15 protein-coding genes are annotated in these 21500 nt (G+C 34.4%); 11 read left to right on the forward strand and 4 right to left on the reverse strand.

What is annotated here, in order from left to right; all coding sequences use genetic code 11:
* Positions 1-860 precede the first annotated feature (860 nt).
* The gene (locus ACY2U7_RS05535; protein WP_461816022.1) at positions 861-1433 is read right to left on the reverse strand and encodes a relaxase/mobilization nuclease domain-containing protein; all 573 of its coding nucleotides are present in this window, start codon (positions 1431-1433) and stop codon (positions 861-863) included.
* Positions 1420-1797, reverse strand: coding sequence for a plasmid mobilization protein (locus ACY2U7_RS05540; protein ID WP_461816023.1), 378 nt, complete (start codon positions 1795-1797; stop codon positions 1420-1422). The genes ACY2U7_RS05535 and ACY2U7_RS05540 overlap by 14 nt, the downstream gene beginning before the upstream one ends.
* A 334-nt stretch (positions 1798-2131) precedes the next feature.
* Between ACY2U7_RS05540 and ACY2U7_RS05545 the strand changes: the two genes are divergently transcribed.
* From ACY2U7_RS05545 to ACY2U7_RS05590, 10 genes are all read left to right on the forward strand, one after another.
* Complete coding sequence (locus ACY2U7_RS05545; protein ID WP_461816024.1) at positions 2132-2737, forward strand: DUF1819 family protein; 606 nt, start codon at positions 2132-2134, stop codon at positions 2735-2737.
* Positions 2734-3333: a DUF1788 domain-containing protein gene (locus ACY2U7_RS05550; protein WP_461816025.1), complete on the forward strand. Its 600-nt coding sequence runs from the start codon at positions 2734-2736 to the stop codon at positions 3331-3333. The genes ACY2U7_RS05545 and ACY2U7_RS05550 overlap by 4 nt, the downstream gene beginning before the upstream one ends.
* Positions 3323-6925 (forward strand): BREX system P-loop protein BrxC, encoded by a 3603-nt coding sequence (gene brxC / locus ACY2U7_RS05555; RefSeq protein WP_461816026.1) that lies wholly within the window; start codon positions 3323-3325, stop codon positions 6923-6925. Before ACY2U7_RS05550 ends, brxC begins: the two co-directional genes overlap by 11 nt.
* 12 nt (positions 6926-6937) lie before the next feature.
* On the forward strand, positions 6938-8770 hold the full coding sequence (gene pglX / locus ACY2U7_RS05560; protein WP_461816027.1) for a BREX-1 system adenine-specific DNA-methyltransferase PglX: 1833 nt from the start codon (positions 6938-6940) through the stop codon (positions 8768-8770).
* Position 8771: 1 nt separating this feature from the next.
* A complete protein-coding gene (pglX, locus tag ACY2U7_RS05565; protein ID WP_461816028.1) occupies positions 8772-10481 on the forward strand; it encodes a BREX-1 system adenine-specific DNA-methyltransferase PglX in 1710 nt (569 codons plus the stop codon).
* Between the two features lie 14 nt (positions 10482-10495).
* Positions 10496-13045 carry a BREX-1 system phosphatase PglZ type A gene (gene pglZ, locus ACY2U7_RS05570; protein ID WP_461816029.1) on the forward strand — a complete coding sequence of 850 codons (2550 nt, stop codon included), beginning with the start codon at positions 10496-10498 and terminating at the stop codon, positions 13043-13045.
* Between the two features lie 17 nt (positions 13046-13062).
* Complete coding sequence (gene brxL / locus ACY2U7_RS05575; protein ID WP_461816030.1) at positions 13063-15168, forward strand: protease Lon-related BREX system protein BrxL; 2106 nt, start codon at positions 13063-13065, stop codon at positions 15166-15168.
* 101 nt (positions 15169-15269) lie between these two features.
* Positions 15270-16169, forward strand: coding sequence for a M48 family metalloprotease (locus ACY2U7_RS05580; RefSeq protein WP_461816031.1), 900 nt, complete (start codon positions 15270-15272; stop codon positions 16167-16169).
* Complete coding sequence (locus ACY2U7_RS05585) at positions 16166-17104, forward strand: HamA C-terminal domain-containing protein (protein WP_461816032.1); 939 nt, start codon at positions 16166-16168, stop codon at positions 17102-17104. Before ACY2U7_RS05580 ends, ACY2U7_RS05585 begins: the two co-directional genes overlap by 4 nt.
* Before the next feature lie 9 nt (positions 17105-17113).
* Positions 17114-19318 (forward strand): DEAD/DEAH box helicase, encoded by a 2205-nt coding sequence (locus ACY2U7_RS05590; RefSeq protein ID WP_461816033.1) that lies wholly within the window; start codon positions 17114-17116, stop codon positions 19316-19318.
* Between the two features lie 177 nt (positions 19319-19495).
* Here the strand turns inward: ACY2U7_RS05590 and ACY2U7_RS05595 are convergent, their stop codons facing one another.
* Positions 19496-20050 carry an ImmA/IrrE family metallo-endopeptidase gene (locus tag ACY2U7_RS05595; protein ID WP_461816034.1) on the reverse strand — a complete coding sequence of 185 codons (555 nt, stop codon included), beginning with the start codon at positions 20048-20050 and terminating at the stop codon, positions 19496-19498.
* A 78-nt stretch (positions 20051-20128) separates the two neighbouring features.
* Positions 20129-20560, reverse strand: a complete 432-nt coding sequence (locus ACY2U7_RS05600) for a helix-turn-helix domain-containing protein (protein ID WP_461816035.1) — start codon at positions 20558-20560, stop codon at positions 20129-20131.
* Between the two features lie 342 nt (positions 20561-20902).
* Here ACY2U7_RS05600 and ACY2U7_RS05605 point away from each other — a divergent pair, with 342 nt between their 5' ends.
* Positions 20903-21466 carry a hypothetical protein gene (locus tag ACY2U7_RS05605; RefSeq protein WP_461816036.1) on the forward strand — a complete coding sequence of 188 codons (564 nt, stop codon included), beginning with the start codon at positions 20903-20905 and terminating at the stop codon, positions 21464-21466.
* Positions 21467-21500 lie beyond the last annotated feature (34 nt).

Consider the following 21500-nt stretch of genomic DNA (forward strand, 5'->3'; position numbering starts at 1 on the left):
TTTGCTGAAAGCAAAGGTGCTTCTGAAAACAATGGTGTAGAAAGATCACAACCAACAACAGACAGTAATGGCTTTATGAATATTCCTGATGGCATTGACGACGAGTTGCCATTCAACTAAAGCAATATGAGGCAGAATATTCTGCGTCCTTAAGCTGCATTAAGAGCGTTCTTGTGATTGTTCCTGATTCTTCTCAAGACATTTCTCTTTGATGTAAGTAGAAAGATTTTGATGAATAGCTTTTAGTTCATACAGCTTGGATCTTGCAAAGGAATAAGTTTCATACTGAGCATTATTGGTAGCAACCAGTTGGTCTCGCTCTTCACGAAGTGCTTTCAAAGATGGAATCGGATTTCCATCGGATAATTCCTTTAATGATTTCTTGCAGATTCATAAAGCATAATCTCAGGCAAATGTTCTTCACGAAATTTCACTTTGTTCTTAGCATTTCGGAATTCATTGTAGACTTTTTTGTTTGCATAGTATTGAGCGGAGTATCGAATCATGTCTCTTACAACTTTCAAGCGGTCCTGTGTTTCTTTTAGAGAAGCACGTTTCTCAGATGTATCAGTTGATGTAGAAGAGAGCAAAAATGAAATTTGTTTTCTACTTTAATGAACTTCGATGCCGTATAGTTTATAAAATTTTTTCTGAAACTCATCGTAGCTGCGGCAGTTAGAAAGAGTGATGCTAATCACTCGACGAAGATAACCTTTATCTGTTTCAAAGATTGTTTGTGTAGGTGTAACACCATTTGAAGGTTGCTCTGCATTGCTTTGATTCAATGCATGTTGACCTTTCCTTTGTATTCAGTATTCGCGATCTGTAATACGAATCTTGGCCGGAGAGAGAAGATCTACTTAATAGAATCCTTCCTGCTGACAGAGGTTCATTGTTTCTTGTTTTAAATATTTTAGGAAATCTTTTGTAACATGATGCTTCTTACCAGCAAGAGAATCAGCAGGGCGTTCCATAAAGTCTTGTCTTTCGACATCAAGCGCACGAACACTGTTGATGACAATATGTGTGTGAATATTTCCAGCGCTGTTATGTCCATCAGGATGAGTGCAGACAATTGTTTGATGCCCGGGAAAGTTTTTCTTGGCAAATGCAATAGCTAATTGCTGTGCCTGCTCAGGAGTCAGTCCGTTTTCATCACGGTCTCTTGGATCAAAGCTGAGAATATAGTGATGTGCTTTAATATCAGCTCTAGTCTGATTCTGATTGTAACGAGCGTTTAGTTCCTGACATTCCTGATGAAAAGATTCTGGATCGCAGTTAATTCCATCGAGTAAAAATTCTTCTCGCGGAATACGACGACCGTGTTCGTCAAGAATTGGTTTATTGGTAAACTCATCATGCTGAGTAGTGAGATAATCTACAGTTGCATTGTAACTTGCGTTCTTAATTGAAATATGTTTAATGACTGCCACGATATTCACCTACCATTTCTTCAAGCTTGTCACGCATCTCATACAGTTCAGAGATGCAATCGAGGACTTGATTACGAACTTGTCCATTAGGTTCACCACCTTGATTCAGGTGTTTGGCAATTTGATTAAGATTACCACGACAGTTACCAAGTCCACGAAAAATTTCTAAGACTTCAGTACTGTCGAAAACAACTTCCTGCTTAATTACAGGATGATGATTTAGAATGAGCTGACGAATGTACTCAGTTCGTGGGATGTGAGCTGCCAATGCATCATTGGTAAGTACATTATAAAGCTCTTCAGTAAAACGAATTTTGATTTCCCGGTTTTTAGCCGGTGGAATAGATTTTTTTGGTCTTGCCATAGGTAGCATACCTCCTCTTTGAATAGTCGAAGACTTTCAAAAGCCGTGACGAAGGAACTAAATGAGGGTTTGGGGAATCATCATCCCCAACAAGTTGCCTGGCAAGATAATTATGAAATTAATTATCGGGTCCCAAGGCGAAACTTGCTCTTAGTTACTTATAAAGCCTTCTACTATTTAGATGTGGACAGAAATGAGTGGAATGCTGAAAAATATTTTTTTAAAAATATAATCTGGAAATTCCCGGACGATTCCCGGTCATTTGCTTCAAAAGTATTGAAGAAGGTACAATATCAGTCTATAATAAGCGTAAGTTGAAAATCGGAGGTGTTTCATGGCAAGAAAATTAAAATATACGTCGAATATTAAAGACATGGGATTGTTATCAAAAGAATTAATGCAAGCTTGTGAGATGTTTCATCAAGGGCTTACATATGATGAAATTGTTGCTGATTCTGAAGAAAATAATATTTTTCAAGTAAATACAGAACGTAGAAGAAGAGAACTAGCAGCATGTATTGTTAAACGCATGAAATATTTAGACGAAAAAACTATTTCAGAAATTGCATGTGGAACAATATTTCTTTCTAATGTGATGTCTGTGTACAGCATCATGAAAACAAATCCATTAATGTTTGATTTCATGAATGAAGTGTATAAGGAAAAAACAGAACTAATGATTAATAGAATTACTGATGCAGATATAAATCAGTTTATGGATTGTAAAGCACAGGAAAATGAAATCGTAGCGAAATGGAAAACTGGAAATGTTGAAAAAGTAAAAGGTGCAATTAGAAATATTCTTGTTGAGGCTGGCTTACTTAGAGATATGGGAAGCTTCTATATGATCCTTGTACCAGTTTTAACTAATGAAATGGTCCTTCATTTACAAGAAATAGATGGAGACATGTATCTTAGAGCGATGGGGGTTGCATTATGATGACAACTGCAGAAAAACTTAACTCAATTGAACCGCGATTGAAAGAAAAGGGATTTTTGAAAAGTGTTCGAAGTGGACACAGCGTTCCTTTTTACATATTAGATTATGATCCAGCAGATGAATTTATGGTTAGAGAATACATACCGCTTCTTGCTGAAAAGTTAAATGCGGAAGGTAGTGAAATCACTATTAAAGAATTTGATTTGTATAACATGATTATTGAATGTTTGGAATCAAAAGGTTTTTTACAATCTGCATTAAAAGCAGAAGAACCAAGGGGTACTCTTAAACTAATTGAAGCTATTAAAAACACAACTGGATTAAAAAACGAAGTGAATATGATTTCAGATAAATTTCTGGAAAATATCGAGCCGAATGATGTTTTGATTGTTACTGGAGTTGGAAAGGCATATCCGATTCTGAGAGTACACAAAGTACTAAGCATGTTAAAAGCGCACGTAAAGTATAATCCACTAATTGTGATGTATCCAGGAACATATATAAGTAATGAATTGTCATTATTTGGAGAAATCGATAGAGAATATTATCAGGCGTTTAAATTTATCTTAGAAGGAGATTATGGTAATGGTAATTAGAGATATTTTTGAAAAGAAAATTGATAGACCTTTAGAAGGTGTTGTAAAAATTGGTGGTGAAACTGATAACTCCAAGAAAATCGAGTTAGAAGAATATGTAGTTACTAAACAGGTAAACGAACACTTAAAAACATTTTTTAAATATTACCTTAACACTTCAAAGAATGGACAGAGTGATGTTGGTGTATGGATTTCTGGCTTCTTTGGAAGTGGTAAATCTCATTTTATGAAAATGCTGTCTTACATCTTAGAAGGTAAAGAAGTAGCAGGAAAAACTCCAATTGAATATCTAGAAAGTCAGATTGATGACAATTTTACTTTGGCAGATATGAAAGCATCCGCAGATATTCATACAGATGTTATTTTGTTTGATATTGATAGTGCTTCTGATGCTGACGCAAGAAATAGCAATGAGATGCTTGTAAAGGTATTCAATAGAAAGTTCAATGAACTTCAGGGATTCTCTGCAAGTATGCCTTGGCTTGCAGAATTGGAACGCCAGATGGTTGTTAATGGCACATATGACGTGTTCAAAGAAGAATATCAAAACATTGCTGGAATTCCTTGGGAAGAGGGACGAAACGATGATTTCTTTGGAGAAGACAATTTTGTTCAGACAGCAGTTAAAGTAAATGGAATGACAGAGGAATCAGCAAGAAATCTTTACCAGAGAGCTGCTGATAATTTTTCATTAACAGTTGAGGACTTCGGAAAACGTGTACGTGAATATATTGAGATGAAAGGTCGTAATCATAATGTTGTGTTTATGGTGGATGAAGTTGGTCAGTATATTGGAAAAAGTAGTGAACTGATTCTTAACCTTCAGTCTATTGTTCAGACAATGAGAACTGAATGTAACGGACATGCATGGGTAGTTGTAACAAGTCAGGAAGCTATCGATACAGTAGCTAAAAACTTAAATCCAAATGACTTTTCAAAGGTAACTGGACGCTTCCCTGTAAAACTATCTATGTCTTCAATAAACGTAGATGAAGTAATCAAGGAAAGAATTCTTCTTAAAAATGAAGCTGCAACTGATTACTTGAGAAATGTATATAAAGAAAAAGGTGGTAATATTAGTGCCAAAACCATTTTTGGTGGTGGTGCTCCTACATATCCAAGAGCAAAGACAGAAAAGGATTTTATTGACATCTATCCATTCTTTCCATACCAGGTAGATCTCTTACAGTCTACTTATAACAGTGTTAGAAATCGTGGTGCCAGCGGTAAGAGTACATCACAAGGTGAACGTTCTCTTTTGAAAGGCTTTAGAGATGCGGCAGTAAAACATGCAAATGATAGTTTGGATTCTGTTATTCCATTCTCAGAGTTTTATGGATCATTGGAAGAAGAATTAGAGCAGGATGTTCGTATAGTTATGGAAAGAGCAGCGAAGAAAGACACATTAGAAATGCCTTTCGATTTAGATGTTCTTAAAATTCTTTTTATGATCAAAGACATGGATAACGAAATGCCTGCAACAGTAGAGAATTTAACTATTCTTATGATTTCTCATATTGATGAGGACAAGGTTGCCTTACAGCCTAAAGTTGAAAAAGCACTTTATCGTTTACAGCAGGAAAATCTTATCCAGAGAGATGATGATAAATATATCTTCTTGACTAACGACGAACAGCAGGTCGAAATTGATATTGCGAAACAGTCCTTAGACTCAAGTGAGATCATTGATTTTATTGGTAAGCAAGTATTCTCTGGATTATGTGATACAAAGATTAGATATAGTAGTACTTTTATGCCTACATATAATCAGGTGATTGATGATAATCCTAGAGGACCACAGACAAGTGAGTTGACAATGTACCTTTATACACCATATGAAGAAAAATTAGCTGACTCTATGCTTAACCACAAAACACAGGTGTCACATTGTCTTGTTGTAACTATGGCTGACAATAAGATTTTAGCTGAGGAGATAGAGCGATTACTGAAGCTTGAAAAATATATTCGTGTGAAGAATGGAAAATCAAAGAGTGAATCGATGACTCGTATTTTAACTCTTAAGACAGATGAGTTTAGTCGTAAGACAGGCAGAATTGTTGAGATGATTGAGAATTCTATTGTTAACGCTGATTACTATTCTAAAACTGGTAGATTATCTGGGTTAAAGGGTGAAAAGGCAAAAGATAGAGTAAATGATGCCTTCAGAGTTTTGATTGAAAGCGTATACACAAAGCTTTCTTACATTCAGAATCCTGTACTTAAAACTGCAGATTTGACATCAAGACTTGATGTCACAACTCATCAGAAGTCATCTGGTGGCAAAGATAACTCTCTTGCAAAAGCAGAGATTATGAAATATTTGGAACGAAAGAATGAGCAGCACATGCCTGTTACAATTCGTGGTTTAGTGGAACAGTTCCAGAAGGTACCTTGGGGATGGAGTGAATTAGACATTGAAGGATTGGTAGCTGAATTATTTGCAGCAGAGGACATTACTCTTCAAATTTCAAATAAAAATGTTGCTGTAAGTGATCCACAAATTGTTAATTATCTTACCAAGCGAGATTACAAAGATACTTTAAAAGTTAAAATCAAAGAGAAGACAAGTGATGAATTGATTGAAGCAGTAGTAGATATTCTAAAGAATACTTTTACAAAGACAGTTCAATATAACACTGATGGTCTCCTTGCAACAGAAATTAACAAGGTAATCGACAATGCTACAGAAAGAATTAAAGATGTACTTGAATCTTATCCAAAGGATGGTCAGTACAAATTATATGGACCAGTATTTAAACAGAGTGCAGATAATATGCAACATGTAACATTAATGTATCCTGGATATAAAAAAGTAAAACATTGGGAAAGCATGTTTTCATCTTTAAGAAAAATCTACGATGATAAGGCATTGTTTGAACAGTTTGTTGCTGAAAAAGATCAGTTCAAGAATTACGCTGATGAAATTGCAACAATAGAAGGATTCTTTAAGAATCAAGTTAATATCTTTAATAAATCTTGTGAATACATTGATTTATATGAGAACAATAAATCTTATATGGAAATGACAAATGCGAAATCGCTTGCTGAAGATATGTTACAAGTAATTGCTATGGAGACACCATATAAAGATATTTACAGACTGAGTGAAGCAAACAAGAAGTTCATGAGCATACTTTCAGAAGTTCTGTCAAAAGAAGCAGCACCAGTAAATGATCAAATCGATGAAGATGAGAAAACTGTTAATACAATTTTTGAACAGTATGAAGTAGAAAAACCTGAGAAAGTACAAAAGGATTTTGAAGCCCTTCGTACAAAAGTCGACACTTGCCAACTTGTATCTACAATTGTGGGCGTTAAAGAGGAAGCTGCTAGAATTCGCAATCATTATATCGAAGTAGCAACAAAGAAATATAATGAAAAGAATAAACCTATAGATGTTCCAGGCGATGGTCCAGTGGTTACTCCAGTACCAGTAGTTGTGCCTAAAACAATAAAGAATGTTAGTGTTGGAAATCTTTTAGGCGTTAATCGTAAAGTAGAGTCTGTAGAAGATGTAGATACGGTTGTAGATGCAATTAGAAAACAATTATTAGCAATGGTTGATGACAATACAATTATCAATCTTAAATAGTGGGTGAATGATATGAATAAAACAGCGTTAAGAAATTTTTCAATATGGTCTAGAAGGTATCTGTTGGAACAGATATCTACTAGAGCTGAATTTATTGGAATTCATAAAGATGGTAGTGTAGATCCAATCCAGTCAAGAACAAGTAATAGTTTCATGGTTAATGGTGTCACTTTTGATTTCAAACCTGAGGCTAGAGATAAGTTTGAGAAAATGGTGAAAGATGAGAATATCGGATGGACAAATGCAATCGAAGAAATTGCATACACATGGTTTAACCGTATTTTGGCTATTCGTTTTATGGAGGTAAATGGTTATCTGGAAAATGGCCAGAATGGAGAAAATATCTATGTTATCGGATCAACTGACGCAGGTAGAACAGAACCAGATGCTGTTCATAATGCTACAAATCTTAAATATGTAGATAAGAACACTGTATACGATTTTCAGGATAGAGATGATAATGCAGGATTGTTCAGATACATTCTTAGAAAGCAGTGTATGGAATTAAGTCAGTGGATGCCAGACGTATTTGAGAAAGTGTCTGACTATACTGAGTTATTAATGCCAGAAACATTATTGCTGAAAGATGGAATTATTGATCGTTTAACACATGATTTAGACGATAGCGATTTTGATATTTCAACCGATTCAGATGGACAGGTTGAAATCTTTGGTTGGATGTATCAGTTCTATATTTCAGAGAAAAAAGATGAGGTTAAGGGTAGCAAAGAAAAAGTTAACAAGAATACATTACCAGCTGCAACACAGTTATTTACTCCGGATTGGATTGTTCGATATATGGTTCAAAACACATTAGGAAAAATCTGGGTCACTTCACAGGCTAGTTCTTCTTTAAAAGACGCAATGAAATATTATTTGGATCCAGATCCATCTGATGATGAGGTTTTGAAAATCCATGAAGAAATTAAGATGGCGTATCGTGACAAGAGCTTAAGAGAAATTAAGTTTATTGATCCTTGTTGTGGAAGTGGTCATGTGCTTGTATATGCTTTTGATTTGTTTTATCAGATGTATTTGGAAGAAGGATATTCTCCAGAGATGATTCCAAATATTATCTTAGAGAATAACTTAGTAGGGCTTGATGTTGACAAGAGAGCCATCCAGCTAACAAGTTTTGCACTTACAATGAAAGCTAGAAGCTATAACAAGGATTTATTCCATGAAGATTACGCATTTCCTAATGTTACAGATGTCAAAGAAAGTAATGGTATTACTCAAAAAGACATTGATGTAATTGCTAAAATTACCGGTCTTTCAGGTAAAGAGAAAGAAGTCCTTGAAGAAGTTGTGTTTAGATATAAAGATGCAGAGTATTTTGGATCTCTTATTAACAACTTTGAATATGAACCAGAGCAGTATGAAAATTTACATAAGAAATTATCAGGTGACGAGGAAAGTATTTCTTTAGCAGATATGTTTGAATACCAGATTTTTGCTGAGTGGCGAGACCTGTTGAGTGAACTAGCAAAAACTGCAGCAGTTATGAGTTCAACATATGATTGTGTAGTAACTAATCCACCTTATCAAAACCCTAGTGATTGTGGACCAGAAATGAAGTCATATGCGCAAACATTTTATCCTGTTAGTAAAAAAGATATGTGTACAATGTTTATTGAAAAATGTTTAGAGTATTCAAATCATGTTGGATTTGTAGGCATGATTACAATGCAAGCTTGGATGACTGCAACAACATATGAAAAATTAAGAAAAAAATTAAGTAGCAATATGTCTGTGGTTAGCATGGTACATTTGGGATCGCGAGCATTCGAAGATATAAGTGGTGAAGTTGTTCAAACAACATCATGGGTAATGAGGTGTAAATAGTATGGCAACATTTATAAAATTAACTGATTATAGTTCTGCGGATATTAAAGAACAAGAGTTTTTTAACAAAAAAAATCATTATACAATAAGTGATAAAAATTTCAGAAGTTTGCCAGGGGGGATTTATTCATATTGGATTAGCGAAAAATTGATACAAAATTTTTCTCAATATAAAAATGTCAAAGAATATGCCAACGGAAAAGTTGGGTGCCAAACCGGAAGCAATGATTTGTTCTTGAGATTTTGGTTTGAATTATGGACAGAACATATTGCGTTTGAAGGATCTGAAAAACGTTGGTATCCATATAATAAAGGAGGTACTTTTAGACGTTGGTATGGAAACAATGAGTATGTTGTAGACTGGGAAAATAATGGTGAAAGAATAAAAAAATATGATGGAGCTTATCCACGAAATACCGATTTTTATTTTAAATCGGGGTTGACATGGTCAGATGTCAAGTCGGGTTTATTAAGTATGAGAAAAATGCCTAATAATTCAGCATTTGACACATGTGCTCCATGCTTATTCTCAGAGACTCATGAAAACTTGCTTTTTGCAATTTTTAACTCGAAAATAGGGCAAGCTTATATGGATTTTATGTCTTCACCATTACACTATACGTGTGGTGCATTGCTAGAAGTTCCTGTTGCACTTCCTAAAAACATGGAATCAATTGATAGTATTGTAAATGAGTGCGTAGAGATTTCAAAAAAAGATTGGGATAGTTTTGAAATATCATATAATTTTTTAAGACACCCTCTAATTACAAAGGGTGCAAGCAATATTGAAGTCGAATTTGACAATTGGGCCAAAACTTGTGATGAACAATTCAAAAGACAGCAATATTTAGAAACGGAACTTAATAAGGAAATTATTTCTGCATATGGATTAGAAACGGAATTAAATGAAGTTGTTGATGAAGCTTCTGTCACTACAAGACAGGCAAATCTTGAACGAGAAGTGAAATCTTTTATATCATATGCTGTTGGATGTATCATGGGACGATATAGTTTAGAAGATACGGGCGTAATTTATTCGGGAGGGAATTGGGATAAAAGCAAGTATGTTGGTTCATTTCTTCCATGTGAATATGGAGTAATGTTAATAACCGATGAACAGTATTTTGATACAGATTTATGTACAAGGGTAATTGATTTTATCGAAACGGTATATGGAAAAGAAAACTTAAATAGTAATCTTAATTTTATTGCGCGAGCATTAAAGCCTAATTCAAAAGAATCTGCGAGAAAAATAATTAGGTCATATTTATTCGATGAAAAAGGATTCTATGAAAATCACTATCAAGTATATCAACGTCGCCCTATATATTGGATGATGAGTAGTGGTAAGAGTGGTGGATTTAGAGCTTTGATTTATATGAATCGTTACGACCAAAATACTTTGAGTATAATTCGCTCAGAACTCTTACATGAACTTCGTTACAAGTATGAAGCGGATAGAGATTTGCAACAAAAAAGGGCAAACGATGCAAATACAACAGTTGAAAGAACTGAGGCTAAGAGAAAAATAACAAATTTGGATAAGAAGATGATTGAGGTAAATCAGTATGATGATTTAGTTAATCATGCAACTGGAAATATTTCTGAGTATTTATTTGACTTAGATGATGGTGTTAAAGTCAATTATTCCAAGTTCCTGAATATTGATGGCAATGAAAGTCAAAATTTACTTGTACCAATTAAGTTATAAAGAGGAGGCCGATTATGGCAGAAGTTAATTTCGAAGAAGTGGCAAAAGAATTAAATCTTATGTTTGCCAGAAAACCTCGTGCTGGCCAAAAGCGAAATATTATTTTTTGGTATGATGGAGAGGGAAAATTCCAGGATAAATTAGATGGTCTGCCTTTGGAAGATGCTAAGGTTGTAATTTATACAGGAAATAACTCGTTTAACATTAAATATCTTTTAGAAAAGCAAGATACAGATAATAATTATTTGATTTATGTTCCAGATTTTCGCCCAGTACCTGAAGATAACCTTCTTCTTGATGTATATAAGTACTCTCATGAATTTGAAGCTGATATTGCTACAATTTACATGAGAGAATTGGGCATCAAAAGTGCATCATTATTTGAAGTGGTTCGTTCTTATGAATCGTTCCTGGGAGCGAAAGACAGAATAAAACGCTTTAAGAATCTGGGAATTGCAGAATGGACAGAGCAAACATTCCACATAGGGGTATTATGCTCCGTAGTAAAAACTAATTTTGATTTTGATGGTGCACTCATAAAGTTGATTTGTGATTATTTCAGCGATGGAACGTTGTACGAGGCAGTTGAGAAATTCTGTAACATTGATGTTCTAAATGATTATATACAACAAAAATTTGGTCTTGTTGATGCTTTAAATGATGTAGAAAAGATGGCAACAAATATGTTGTTGTTACATATGAGTTTGTATATGCAGGGGACAATGCCGGAAAACTGGGCTAGAAATTTACCTGAGAATATGAATGGATTGATTAAAATTAATGATTACATTTTTGTAGAGCGTCTGATGAAAGATAATCGTGGTGAGTGTTATCAGAGTATTTCAAAACAAATCGCAGAAAAATTAGCAGTAGAGAAGTATGCTTCTGGATGGGATCTTGAAAGCTTTTCAGATGTAGATACATTTGCAGATTTTGATATTGTCACTATTAAGAGCTTAATCAAACAGATTGTAAATAAAGGCGGCGAGTATGGACGATATATCAAAATCATTAGAGAACGAAGAAAATCATATTGGAATGATAAGTATGCCCATGATTATCAGGCTATTCATTATGCATGCAGATTTCTAGAAAAAATGTGTGAAGTTGGAGATGCATTTCATGAAGCAAGTGTTTCAGACATGTTTACCAATTACACAAAGAGTTACTATAAATTTGACCAATATTATCGTGAGTTCATTTTCCATTACGATCAAAGTTCTGTAGATGAGATGCTATCCATTTATGAAATGATTGATAACCATTATACAAATTGGTATTTAGAAGAACTTGGAAACAAATGGAGTAATATCAATGATGGCACATCATGGGGAGAAGCGTGTCCTGAACATCAGTGGGAATTTTATGACAAGCATCTTTCTTATAAAAAAGAGAAAACAGCAATTATTGTTTCTGATGCTCTTAGATATGAGTGTGGCGAGGAGCTTATTGCACGAATAAATAAGTCGTTTGCAACAAAAAACACGTTAATACCAGCATTAAGTGTCCTTCCAAGTTATACAAATCTTGGAGGATTGGCGTTACTTCCACATAATTCTATCGATTATGATAAACAAGGAAACGTTATCTTAGACGGGCTTAACGTGGCTGCTTATGATAATAGAGAGAAGCATCTTAATACTTATAGACCTGGAAAAGTTCTTAGTGGAAGTTATATTTTGGATCGTAAAAACTCTGCAAAAATTAAGAGTGATATTAAGGGGACCGAATTAATCTATATTTATCATGATAGAATTGATGCTGTAGGCGATAATGTTCCAACGGAAAGAGATGTATTCAAAGCAGCAGAAGATTGTTTTGATGAAATACTTCAAATCTTCCAGATTTTACAGAATAACTCAGTATATAACGTATATATAACTACTGATCATGGGTTCCTATATCGTAGAGAAGATATAAGAGCTTTAGATAAAACAAAATGTAAAGTGGATGATGCCTTACTTGCTAAAAGAAGATTTTTAATCACTGCAATAAATGCTGTACGACATGAATTTACTAGAAAAGTAGGTATGGAGTACATAATAGGTAATCAGGACTATATTGTTGAAGTACCATACGGAACTAATGTGTTCCCGAAACAAGGTGAGAGTAAGAAATATGTCCATGGTGGAGATAGTTTGCAGGAAGTTGTAATTCCGATTATCAAGATTGAGAATAAAAAGAAAGATAGAGAAAAGAACCGTGCGAACGCTGCTGAGATTAAGCTTGTTTCAATTACACGTAAAATCAGTTCACTTATTCAATTTATGGAATTTCTTCAGGAGAAACCAGTAGACGATAAGATTTTATCATGTAATTATGAGGCATATTTTGTCGAGGCAGATGGTACACATATCACAAATTCAATTGTAATTAATTGTGACAGCAAGAGTGCGTCTATGGCAGATCGTACTTATAAAGAAAAGTTTACATTTAAAAACAAAAAATACAATTCAGAAGAACAAATTTATATGATTATTAAGGATTATGATGATCCATATGCAGAGGAAACACGAATTCCTTTCAACATTGACATTATGTTTAGTAATAAATTTGACTTCTAGGAAAGGAGGAAAGAGGAATGGATGATTTAGATAGATTGTTACTCGATACCTTTGAAGGTAGAGTAGTACGAAAAGATTTATCAAAGAAAATAAAAGGCTCTCTTAATGTTCCAATTTATGTACTGGAATATCTCCTTGGAATGTATTGTGCAACCGAAGATGAAGATAGTATTCAGGCTGGAGTCGAGAGAGTAAAATGTATTTTAGCTGAAAATTATGTTCGTCCAGATGAGGCTGAAAAAATTAAATTTAAGATTACTGAAAGAGGATCTTTTACAGTTATTGATAGAGTTCAGGTAACTGTAGACGTTATTAATGGTATTTGCTATGCAGATTTAATGAACTTAGGAATGAGCAAAATACCTATTAGTTCTGATTATGTTGCGCATAACGAAAAATTACTTGCGGGTGGTATCTGGTGTATTATTCAGCTTGGTTATGGTAATGAGAACGCTTGTGATGATGAATCATTAGCTCGTGCTATTAAGTCTTTGTTTAAAGGTAAAAAGAAAAAAGACGATATAGAGGAAATTGATGGAAATTACGGAATTGTTGTCGTTGAAGAGTTAACACCTATTCAGATGCCAAACTTGAATTTAGACGAAATTTTTGAAGGAAGAAAGAGTTTTTCAAAAGATGAATGGATTGACCTACTTCTTAGATCTATCGGAATGGAACCGACGCAATTACAAGAACGTGAGAAATGGCATTTGCTAGAGCGTTTAGTCCCTCTTGTAGAGAATAATTATAATCTCTGTGAATTAGGTCCTAGATCTACAGGTAAGTCTCATGTATATAAAGAAATATCACCTAACAGTATTCTTGTATCCGGTGGACAAACTACCGTTGCAAATCTGTTTTACAACATGGGAAGACGACAAGTCGGTTTAGTTGGTCATTGGGATTGTGTGGCTTTTGATGAGGTTGCAGGAATTAATTTTAAGGATAAAGACGGTATCCAAATCATGAAAGACTACATGAACTCTGGATCTTTTGTAAGGGGAAAAGATGAAATAGCTGCTTCAGCATCAATGGTATTTGTTGGAAATATTAATTATTCTGTAGATGTACTTTTAAAGACATCACATTTGTTCCAACCATTCCCAGAGTTAATGGCTAGTGACACAGCATTTTTTGATAGAATGCATTACTATTTACCAGGTTGGGAAGTGCCCAAATTTGCACCTAAACACTTTACTGATAGCTATGGATTTATCACAGATTATGTATCAGAGTTCTTTAGATGCATGAGAAAATATGCTTATGGAGATTTGTTGGATAGATACTTTAAGCTTGGAACGACATTAAATCAGAGAGATGTAATGGCAGTACGTAAGACAGTATCAGGTCTCGTTAAATTGATTTATCCAAATGGCGAGTGTACTAAGGAAGAAATAGAAGAAATTCTTAAATATGCGTTAGAAGGTCGTCGAAGAGTAAAAGAACAGCTTAAGAGAATTGGTGGAATGGAATTCTATGCTGTAAATTTCTCTTATTTAGATAATGATACATTTGAAGAAAAATATGTTGGCGTTCCAGAACAGGGTAGCGATAAGCTAATTCCGGAGGGCACTCCTAAGCCGGGAAATGTGCATACTGTAAGTCGTGCAGCAAGTGGCATGTTTGGCGTATATCGCTTGGAAGAAGAAGCAATCTCTGGTAATGGTAAATTCACTAAAGTGGGTACTGTATCCAAAGCGACAACAGATAGTATTTCGAATGCAGTGAACTACTTCAAGGCAAATGCCCAGCATATTAGTTCAATGATTAGTATGGAAAATACTGATTTTATGATGGATATTCGTGATTTACAAGGACAAGGTGCAGCTGAGGATTTATCATTATCAACATTGATAGCTATGACATCAGCAGCATTAAAGAAACCAGTATTAAACCAGTTAGCTGTATTAGGCGGTATTAGTATCGGTGGAACAATCAACCAGATTGAAGAATTGGCAAATGTTCTTCAAGTAGCACATGATGCAGGCGCCAATAAGATACTTATTCCTTCAAATGCAAAGAAACAGATTATTGATGTTCCAGATGACCTGTTTGTGACATTCCAGATTATTTTCTATAATTCTCCGGAAGATGCGGTGTTTAAGGCACTTGGAATTGAATAAAACAAATAATGGCGTAGCTCAGAAGAGGGTGATTGTAAAGTGGGAATCATTCCCCACCGCCATATTAAGAAGTAAAGACTGGAATAAAGGAGTTTATTAAGTTGATAGATAAAATTGTAAAATATTTGGAATCAAAAAATGAAAGCATTTATCTATCTGATGCTGGATTTGAATATATAAATTTGGCACAGGAATTAATCTCACGTGAACGTTTAGCAGCATATGAAGACAGACACATTGTAATTCCTGGAGTATGCTTATATCTGATAAATAATAGTAGCATTAATGCATTTGCTACTAAAATTGACGATAAATACTGCATTTTCGTGAATAAAGGTATCATTGAGGAACAAAAAACGTTTTTAGAAACTCGAAACTGGGCGGGTTTGAATATAACAGACCCAAATGCCTATATAGAATCAATGATTAAATATGGTTTTCTGTTTATAGTATTTCACGAGTACGGACATATTTTTTGTGGCCATTTGGAGTCAGGACTATATGATGCAGTAGATATGCAAGCAAAAGAGTGTGAAGCAGATAAATTTTCAATGGACTATTTAATCAAATACACTATGCTGAAATATACAAATTCTGAATGGACAGATGAATTGAAAAAAATATTTTTGGCTGAGTATTTTCTTTTGGATAAAATGCAAAAACAGAATTTTACAGATTATTACAATGGAAGACTCATGCAAAATTACTATGATAAAGACATTATTAGCAAGAGAGATCACCCACTAGATTATCAGAGAATTATGTATTTATTTGCGATGTTAAATATTGTGGTAATTAAGGATACTATTGAGCCAATTGCAGTTAAAGAATGCTGTATTCATGATTTGAAGATCTTAAAGAATATTGATGAAGATAGATTAGAGTTCAAAGGTAATAATTATTTGATAGTAAAAGAATCAATAGATAAATTAATGGAGTCTGTTAATGAGATTCGTAAAAAAATACCTAGATTAATAGATAATGCGGAAGGAAAAAAATGAGTGAAAAGGTTTTTGATTCAAAAAATGTAATATTGTTGAAATTAAATGAAGATGATCTCATTTCGTTTCTGGTTGATACAGATCTTATGGATGATGGAGAATATGATTGGCGTATTAAAGATTTAGTAGATCTGATTATAAAAGTATTACCAGAATATGTATTTGCTGATTATATAGGCAGTGATGTAAATATGTTTGATTTAGTAGATCGATTAAGAGAGGCTGCAAAAAGTTTATACAAGATAAAAGATTATGACATAATGAGACGAGCTTATCTATTTAAAGAGCAAGAGGCGATAGATAAGGTCGAAAAAGGAGGACATAAAATAAGGGGTGAATTCGGTGAATTACTTTTGCATTTGTTACTTAGGGATTACAAGAACACGATTCCATTAGTATCGAAAGTATATTTTAAAGATTCTCCAGGAGTGCCTGCGCATGGTTTTGATGCCGTTCATATTTCGCCGGATGAGGAAATATTATGGCTTGGAGAAAGTAAACTTTATGCAAATGCAGAGGGTGGTCTAAAAGCCTTATTGAAAGATTTAGATGAGCATTTTAACACGGATTATCTAGATGAACAATTTGTAATAATAAAGAAAAATTTATCTAATAACACTATTCCTCAAAGAGATTATTGGATTGAACAGTTAACCAAATGCACAAAACTGTCAGATCGAATTAAAATGATTAATATTCCGCTATTATGCGTGTTCCCAGATAATATATATAATCAGTTTATTGATTTGGGTTCGTCTCAAGCATATGTAGTGCATGAAAAAAATATTCGTGAGTTAAAGGCATATTTTGATAAACATTACAAACATCCTTTGAAAGACAAATTAAACATAATTTTATTCATGTTTTCAATTAAAGATAAGGATGAATTTATTTCTAAGTTGCATGAACGATTATGGCATTTGCAAAACATATAGAGGTTAAATATGGAAAATATAATTGATGAATTGGAATCGTTAAAAACAATTACATATGAAGACAGTTTTCGATTTGCGACTAAATGTGCTCAATTGCTTGGTGCTGGAGATGAAGAGTCAATTCAAGATGCACAAAAAAATATTGTGTTTATATTAGACAGATTAGATGATTTACCTGATGAAACATATGAGATTTGGTCTGATATTATTGAATCAGCAGGATTCTATCCATACATAAACAGAGAAGAGAACTTATCATTAACAAGTTTGGCGGATCAGATAAGATATTACTCGTTTTCGTCATCATATTTGGAAAATTTAATCTTACACAAAGATCAGAAAAGACTATCAGAGCTATTGAAATCTGGTAAGAATGTAGTTGCTAGTGCACCTACGAGTTTTGGCAAGAGTCTCTTAATAGAAGAGCTAGTTGCATCTAATCAGTATAAGAACATTGTGGTTATTCAACCAACTTTAGCATTGCTTGATGAGACACGAATAAAATTAAAAAAGTATTCCAGTGATTATAAGATAGTGGTAAGAACTGCACAAACACCGTCAGAAGATAATAAAGGAAATCTATTCCTATTAACTGCAGAGCGAGTAATGGAGTATGATAATCTCCCTCAAATTGATTTGTTAATAATAGATGAGTTTTATAAATTGAGCTTAAAAAGAATTGATGATAGAGCAGACACTTTAAACAATGCTTTTTTAAAGGTGATGAGATATGGAAAACCGCAATTTTATCTTTTAGGGCCTAATATCGGTGGAATAACTAAAGGATTCGAAGAAAAATATGACGCTATATTCTTTAAAACTAGTTTTTCCTTAGTAGGATGTCGTGTTTCGGATATTTCTTCGAAAATTGATACAACAGTTTCTTCGAGAAAACAAGATGAGCAAAAACAGCAGCTTTTATTCGAGCTACTTGATAGTCTAGAAACAACACAAACTATTGTGTACTGTAAATCACCTTCGAGAGCGAGAAAAATAGCCCGTAATTACTTGTTGTATTTAAAGGATAAAAATGTTGTGGGTACCAATAACCTTCCATTAATTGAGTGGATTACTAAAAATGTGTCCGATAAATGGAGTTTGGTAGATACATTAAAATATGGAATTGCTGTTCATGATGGTTCTTTGCAGAAACATATTGGAAATTCAGTGATTCAGTATTTTAATACTGGTAAATTGCGTTGTATTTTTTGCACATCAACAATAATTGAAGGCGTAAATACAAGTGCAAAGAATGTTGTTATCTTTGATGAAAGAAAAGGAAATAAGAGTATAGATTATTTCGATTACAGTAATATTAAGGGGCGTGCTGGTCGAATGATGGAACATTATGTTGGAAATGTATTTAGTTTTGTTCCTGAGCCAAAGAAAAATGAATTAATAGTTGATATTCCATTTATTGAACAAGATAAAAATATTTTGACGGATGAGATTCTAGTTAATATTGACGAGGAAGATGTGCAACCACAGGTAAAAGATAGATTTGAGCAATTGAATCAAATACCACCAGACCTATTATCTATTTTGAAACAGAATGGAACAAATATTAATGGTCAAATGAGTATCTACTATGCACTTGAAAGAGATATTCTAACTAAGCAAAAATTAATAACTTGGACACAAATGCCAAGTTATAATGCTATGGTTTATATACTTTCGCTAGCTGATGAGAATATATTTGATTTCAAAAACGAACATGGTGTGATATCTATAAAACAATTGACTTTTCTTTTAAATACTTATAGAGAAAAAAAGACAATAATGTCAATTGTTAAATCTAAGTATAACTATAAATTAAAAAACAGAAAGACAAAGCCCTCTGATGAAGAAAATATGGCACTTATAGATGCTGCAATTGAAGAGGCTTTTCATGTGTATAAACATTGGTTTCAGTATAAAGTTCCAAAAGCATTTCGTGTTGTAGATAGTATACAACGATATGTCTGTGAAAAACATGGAATTAAAGCAGGCTCATATAGTTTTTATGTACAACAGCTTGAAAACGATTTTGTACCAGAACGTTTGTCAATACTAATTGAATATGGGATACCAAATACAACAATTCTTAAAATTCAGCAGATGATTCCTAGTGATTTATCGGATGAAGAGATTGTCGCATACATCAAAGAACACAAAGATACAATTTGTAAAGATTTAACAGATTATGAAATTGAAAGAATATCATCCGAATTATAAGTATGTAGGATATAAAGTGTTTTGCTTAAATTCTTCTTGAACCTTCCAATATTCCGCCTGCTCAGCCTCTGTGGCTGGGCGTACGGAGTATTTGCCACAGTCAGGGCATCGGTCCGTGACTGCGGCTTTAAAAGTATATCTGCAGGAATCGTAGGTCTGTATCATGAGATGTCACTCCTAACTTTCATGGTAATTTGCGGACATTCGCTCCGCATGCTTTAAGAAGTCACCATTTGCTATGATGGGTGACTCTACTTTAAAGCCCTGTTTTTTCATAATGCGGAACTTGAAATCCAGCATTTCTGGTGGAACACAGAGTTGTCTTGCAGCATCAAAGAAGAACTGGTCCTCGTTGATGGCATTCATGACGTCCTCATTGGATAGCAGTAGTTCTGATGCGAAGATATTTGCTTCATATTCCTTGTGATTTACGCCGTCAAAAAGCATTAGCTCGTGAAAAGCTGCAACCTGTGCCTCTTCTTTATGTAGAACAGCATGGCCAATTTCGTGAGCTAGGATAACTTTCTGAAGTTCTTCTGGTAAATCGCTGTTGATAGTGATGTGCTTCATGCGTTTGGCAATTATAAAAAATCCTTTGATGCATCCTTCGTCGGTGCCCATAGGTTTATAATTGACAATGATCTTCATAGCATCTGCAAGGCGAATAGGATCAGTCTCATCATACTTCTTAACGGTCTTTTTGACCTGATCAATAATATATTCAATCTTCAAGGTTGATTCCCTCCCCTCGGGTTATAGTCTAGTACAAGTATATGCTACCAAATCTATGTGGCGAAAAAACTCTCTCGATTAATCTTTTTTACGACCGTAAGTTTCTTTAGCAGCAAGCTTACATTCATAATATGCATCCATAAGAGCGCGGAAGTAAGCATCTTTAGCTTCTTCACTAACAGTACCACCGGCAAACATCTCTTTATTTGCCTTTAACATTTCTTCTAAATTCTGAGAATCTTTAGTGCCAGTAGTAGCACGCATTTCTTCAACATAATCCATACGATCTAATCCATAGCTTGGATCTTCAATTTCATCATTTTTTAAGTATTCAGTAGAAACGCCAAGTGCTTTAGCTAATTTATAGAGCTGTGCAGCATATGGTAAACGTGCTCCTGATTCATAGTTACCGATAGTGCGGACACCAATTCCGGCTTTATCAGCCAATTGTTGCTGTGAAAGTCCTAGGGCTGCCCGGTGTTCAATTACTTTGTCTCGAAAGCTCTTCATAACCATTCCTCCAATCAAATTTTGTAAAGAATTGCCGATAGTTGCGACAATCTATTGACACACTTGCCAACAGTTGCTATAATTCGAATCAGCAAATATGAGCAAGTGTTAGAAACTATAAGCAAATTATAGCGAGAGTTGCTGAATAAGTCAACAGAAACTTGCCGAAAGTTGCATATAAGAATGTATAATGAAGCATCTTGTTTGGGCAGAGGAGGAAACTGCTTATAGGACAGATGAGAATGTGCTTTATTTATAGAGCGCTTTACAGGTTTCTTTCCCTTTACCTGAAAGCGTAATGGATGAAATAATTAGAACTTTTACGAAGGGAGTTTGTTATATATGAGCAGAAAGAATACAGGGGCATGGAAAGCAATTCATTCCATGTGTGAAATGCAGGACATCAATGAAGAGGCATTATATCAGAAGGCAAAGATGCTTTTAAGTATCTATCGCCGTGTTTGTTGGTCCACTGTTGGTCGTGCGGAAGCAGTATCAGAGGACATATGCTGTTATTGTGGATCGGATGTAGATGGAGCACTTATTTATTTAGAGACCTTTGCACCAGATGAGCAGAAAGCTCGTTTTGAGGCCAGAATCCAGTCTTTATTTGAATCAAGATGGATGATGGAGATGGTGGAAGGAGCTATGAGCAGGGTGTATGAGTTCCCTGATGGCGGGAATCTGTTTTATGACATTCTTAATAAGGCCTATCTATGGAAAAACAAATGTAAAGAAAGTGAGATGTTGGAGATGCTGAATCTTGAACGAAGTCGCTATTACGACAAAAAGAAAGAAGCCATTATGGTGTTTGGCCTTGCTCTTTGGGGAGCAGAATTGCCTAAGGTGAAGGAATTTCTACAGGAGGAACCTGATGAAAGCCTGGTGGTGATGAGTACGACTTAAGTCCGACAAACTTCCGACGGATTTACGATAAGGG

The organism is Faecalimonas sp. (genome assembly GCA_029264305.1).
In the GTDB taxonomy this organism is placed as follows: domain Bacteria; phylum Bacillota; class Clostridia; order Lachnospirales; family Lachnospiraceae; genus Faecalimonas.

Excerpts from the sequence above, each read along its gene's own strand:
- ACY2U7_RS05540 (WP_461816023.1), bottom strand. The coding sequence starts at position 1,797 with ATGGCAAGACCAAAAAAATCTATTCCACCGGCTAAAAACCGGGAAATC.
- pglZ (WP_461816029.1), top strand. The coding sequence starts at position 10,496 with ATGGCAGAAGTTAATTTCGAAGAAGTGGCAAAAGAATTAAATCTTATG.
- brxL (WP_461816030.1), top strand. The coding sequence starts at position 13,063 with ATGGATGATTTAGATAGATTGTTACTCGATACCTTTGAAGGTAGAGTA.
- pglX (WP_461816028.1), top strand. The coding sequence starts at position 8,772 with ATGGCAACATTTATAAAATTAACTGATTATAGTTCTGCGGATATTAAA.
- ACY2U7_RS05600 (WP_461816035.1), bottom strand. The coding sequence starts at position 20,560 with ATGAAGAGCTTTCGAGACAAAGTAATTGAACACCGGGCAGCCCTAGGA.
- pglX (WP_461816027.1), top strand. The coding sequence starts at position 6,938 with ATGAATAAAACAGCGTTAAGAAATTTTTCAATATGGTCTAGAAGGTAT.
- ACY2U7_RS05605 (WP_461816036.1), top strand. The coding sequence starts at position 20,903 with ATGAGCAGAAAGAATACAGGGGCATGGAAAGCAATTCATTCCATGTGT.
- ACY2U7_RS05590 (WP_461816033.1), top strand. The coding sequence starts at position 17,114 with ATGGAAAATATAATTGATGAATTGGAATCGTTAAAAACAATTACATAT.
- brxC (WP_461816026.1), top strand. The coding sequence starts at position 3,323 with ATGGTAATTAGAGATATTTTTGAAAAGAAAATTGATAGACCTTTAGAA.
- ACY2U7_RS05545 (WP_461816024.1), top strand. The coding sequence starts at position 2,132 with ATGGCAAGAAAATTAAAATATACGTCGAATATTAAAGACATGGGATTG.
- ACY2U7_RS05550 (WP_461816025.1), top strand. The coding sequence starts at position 2,734 with ATGATGACAACTGCAGAAAAACTTAACTCAATTGAACCGCGATTGAAA.
- ACY2U7_RS05585 (WP_461816032.1), top strand. The coding sequence starts at position 16,166 with ATGAGTGAAAAGGTTTTTGATTCAAAAAATGTAATATTGTTGAAATTA.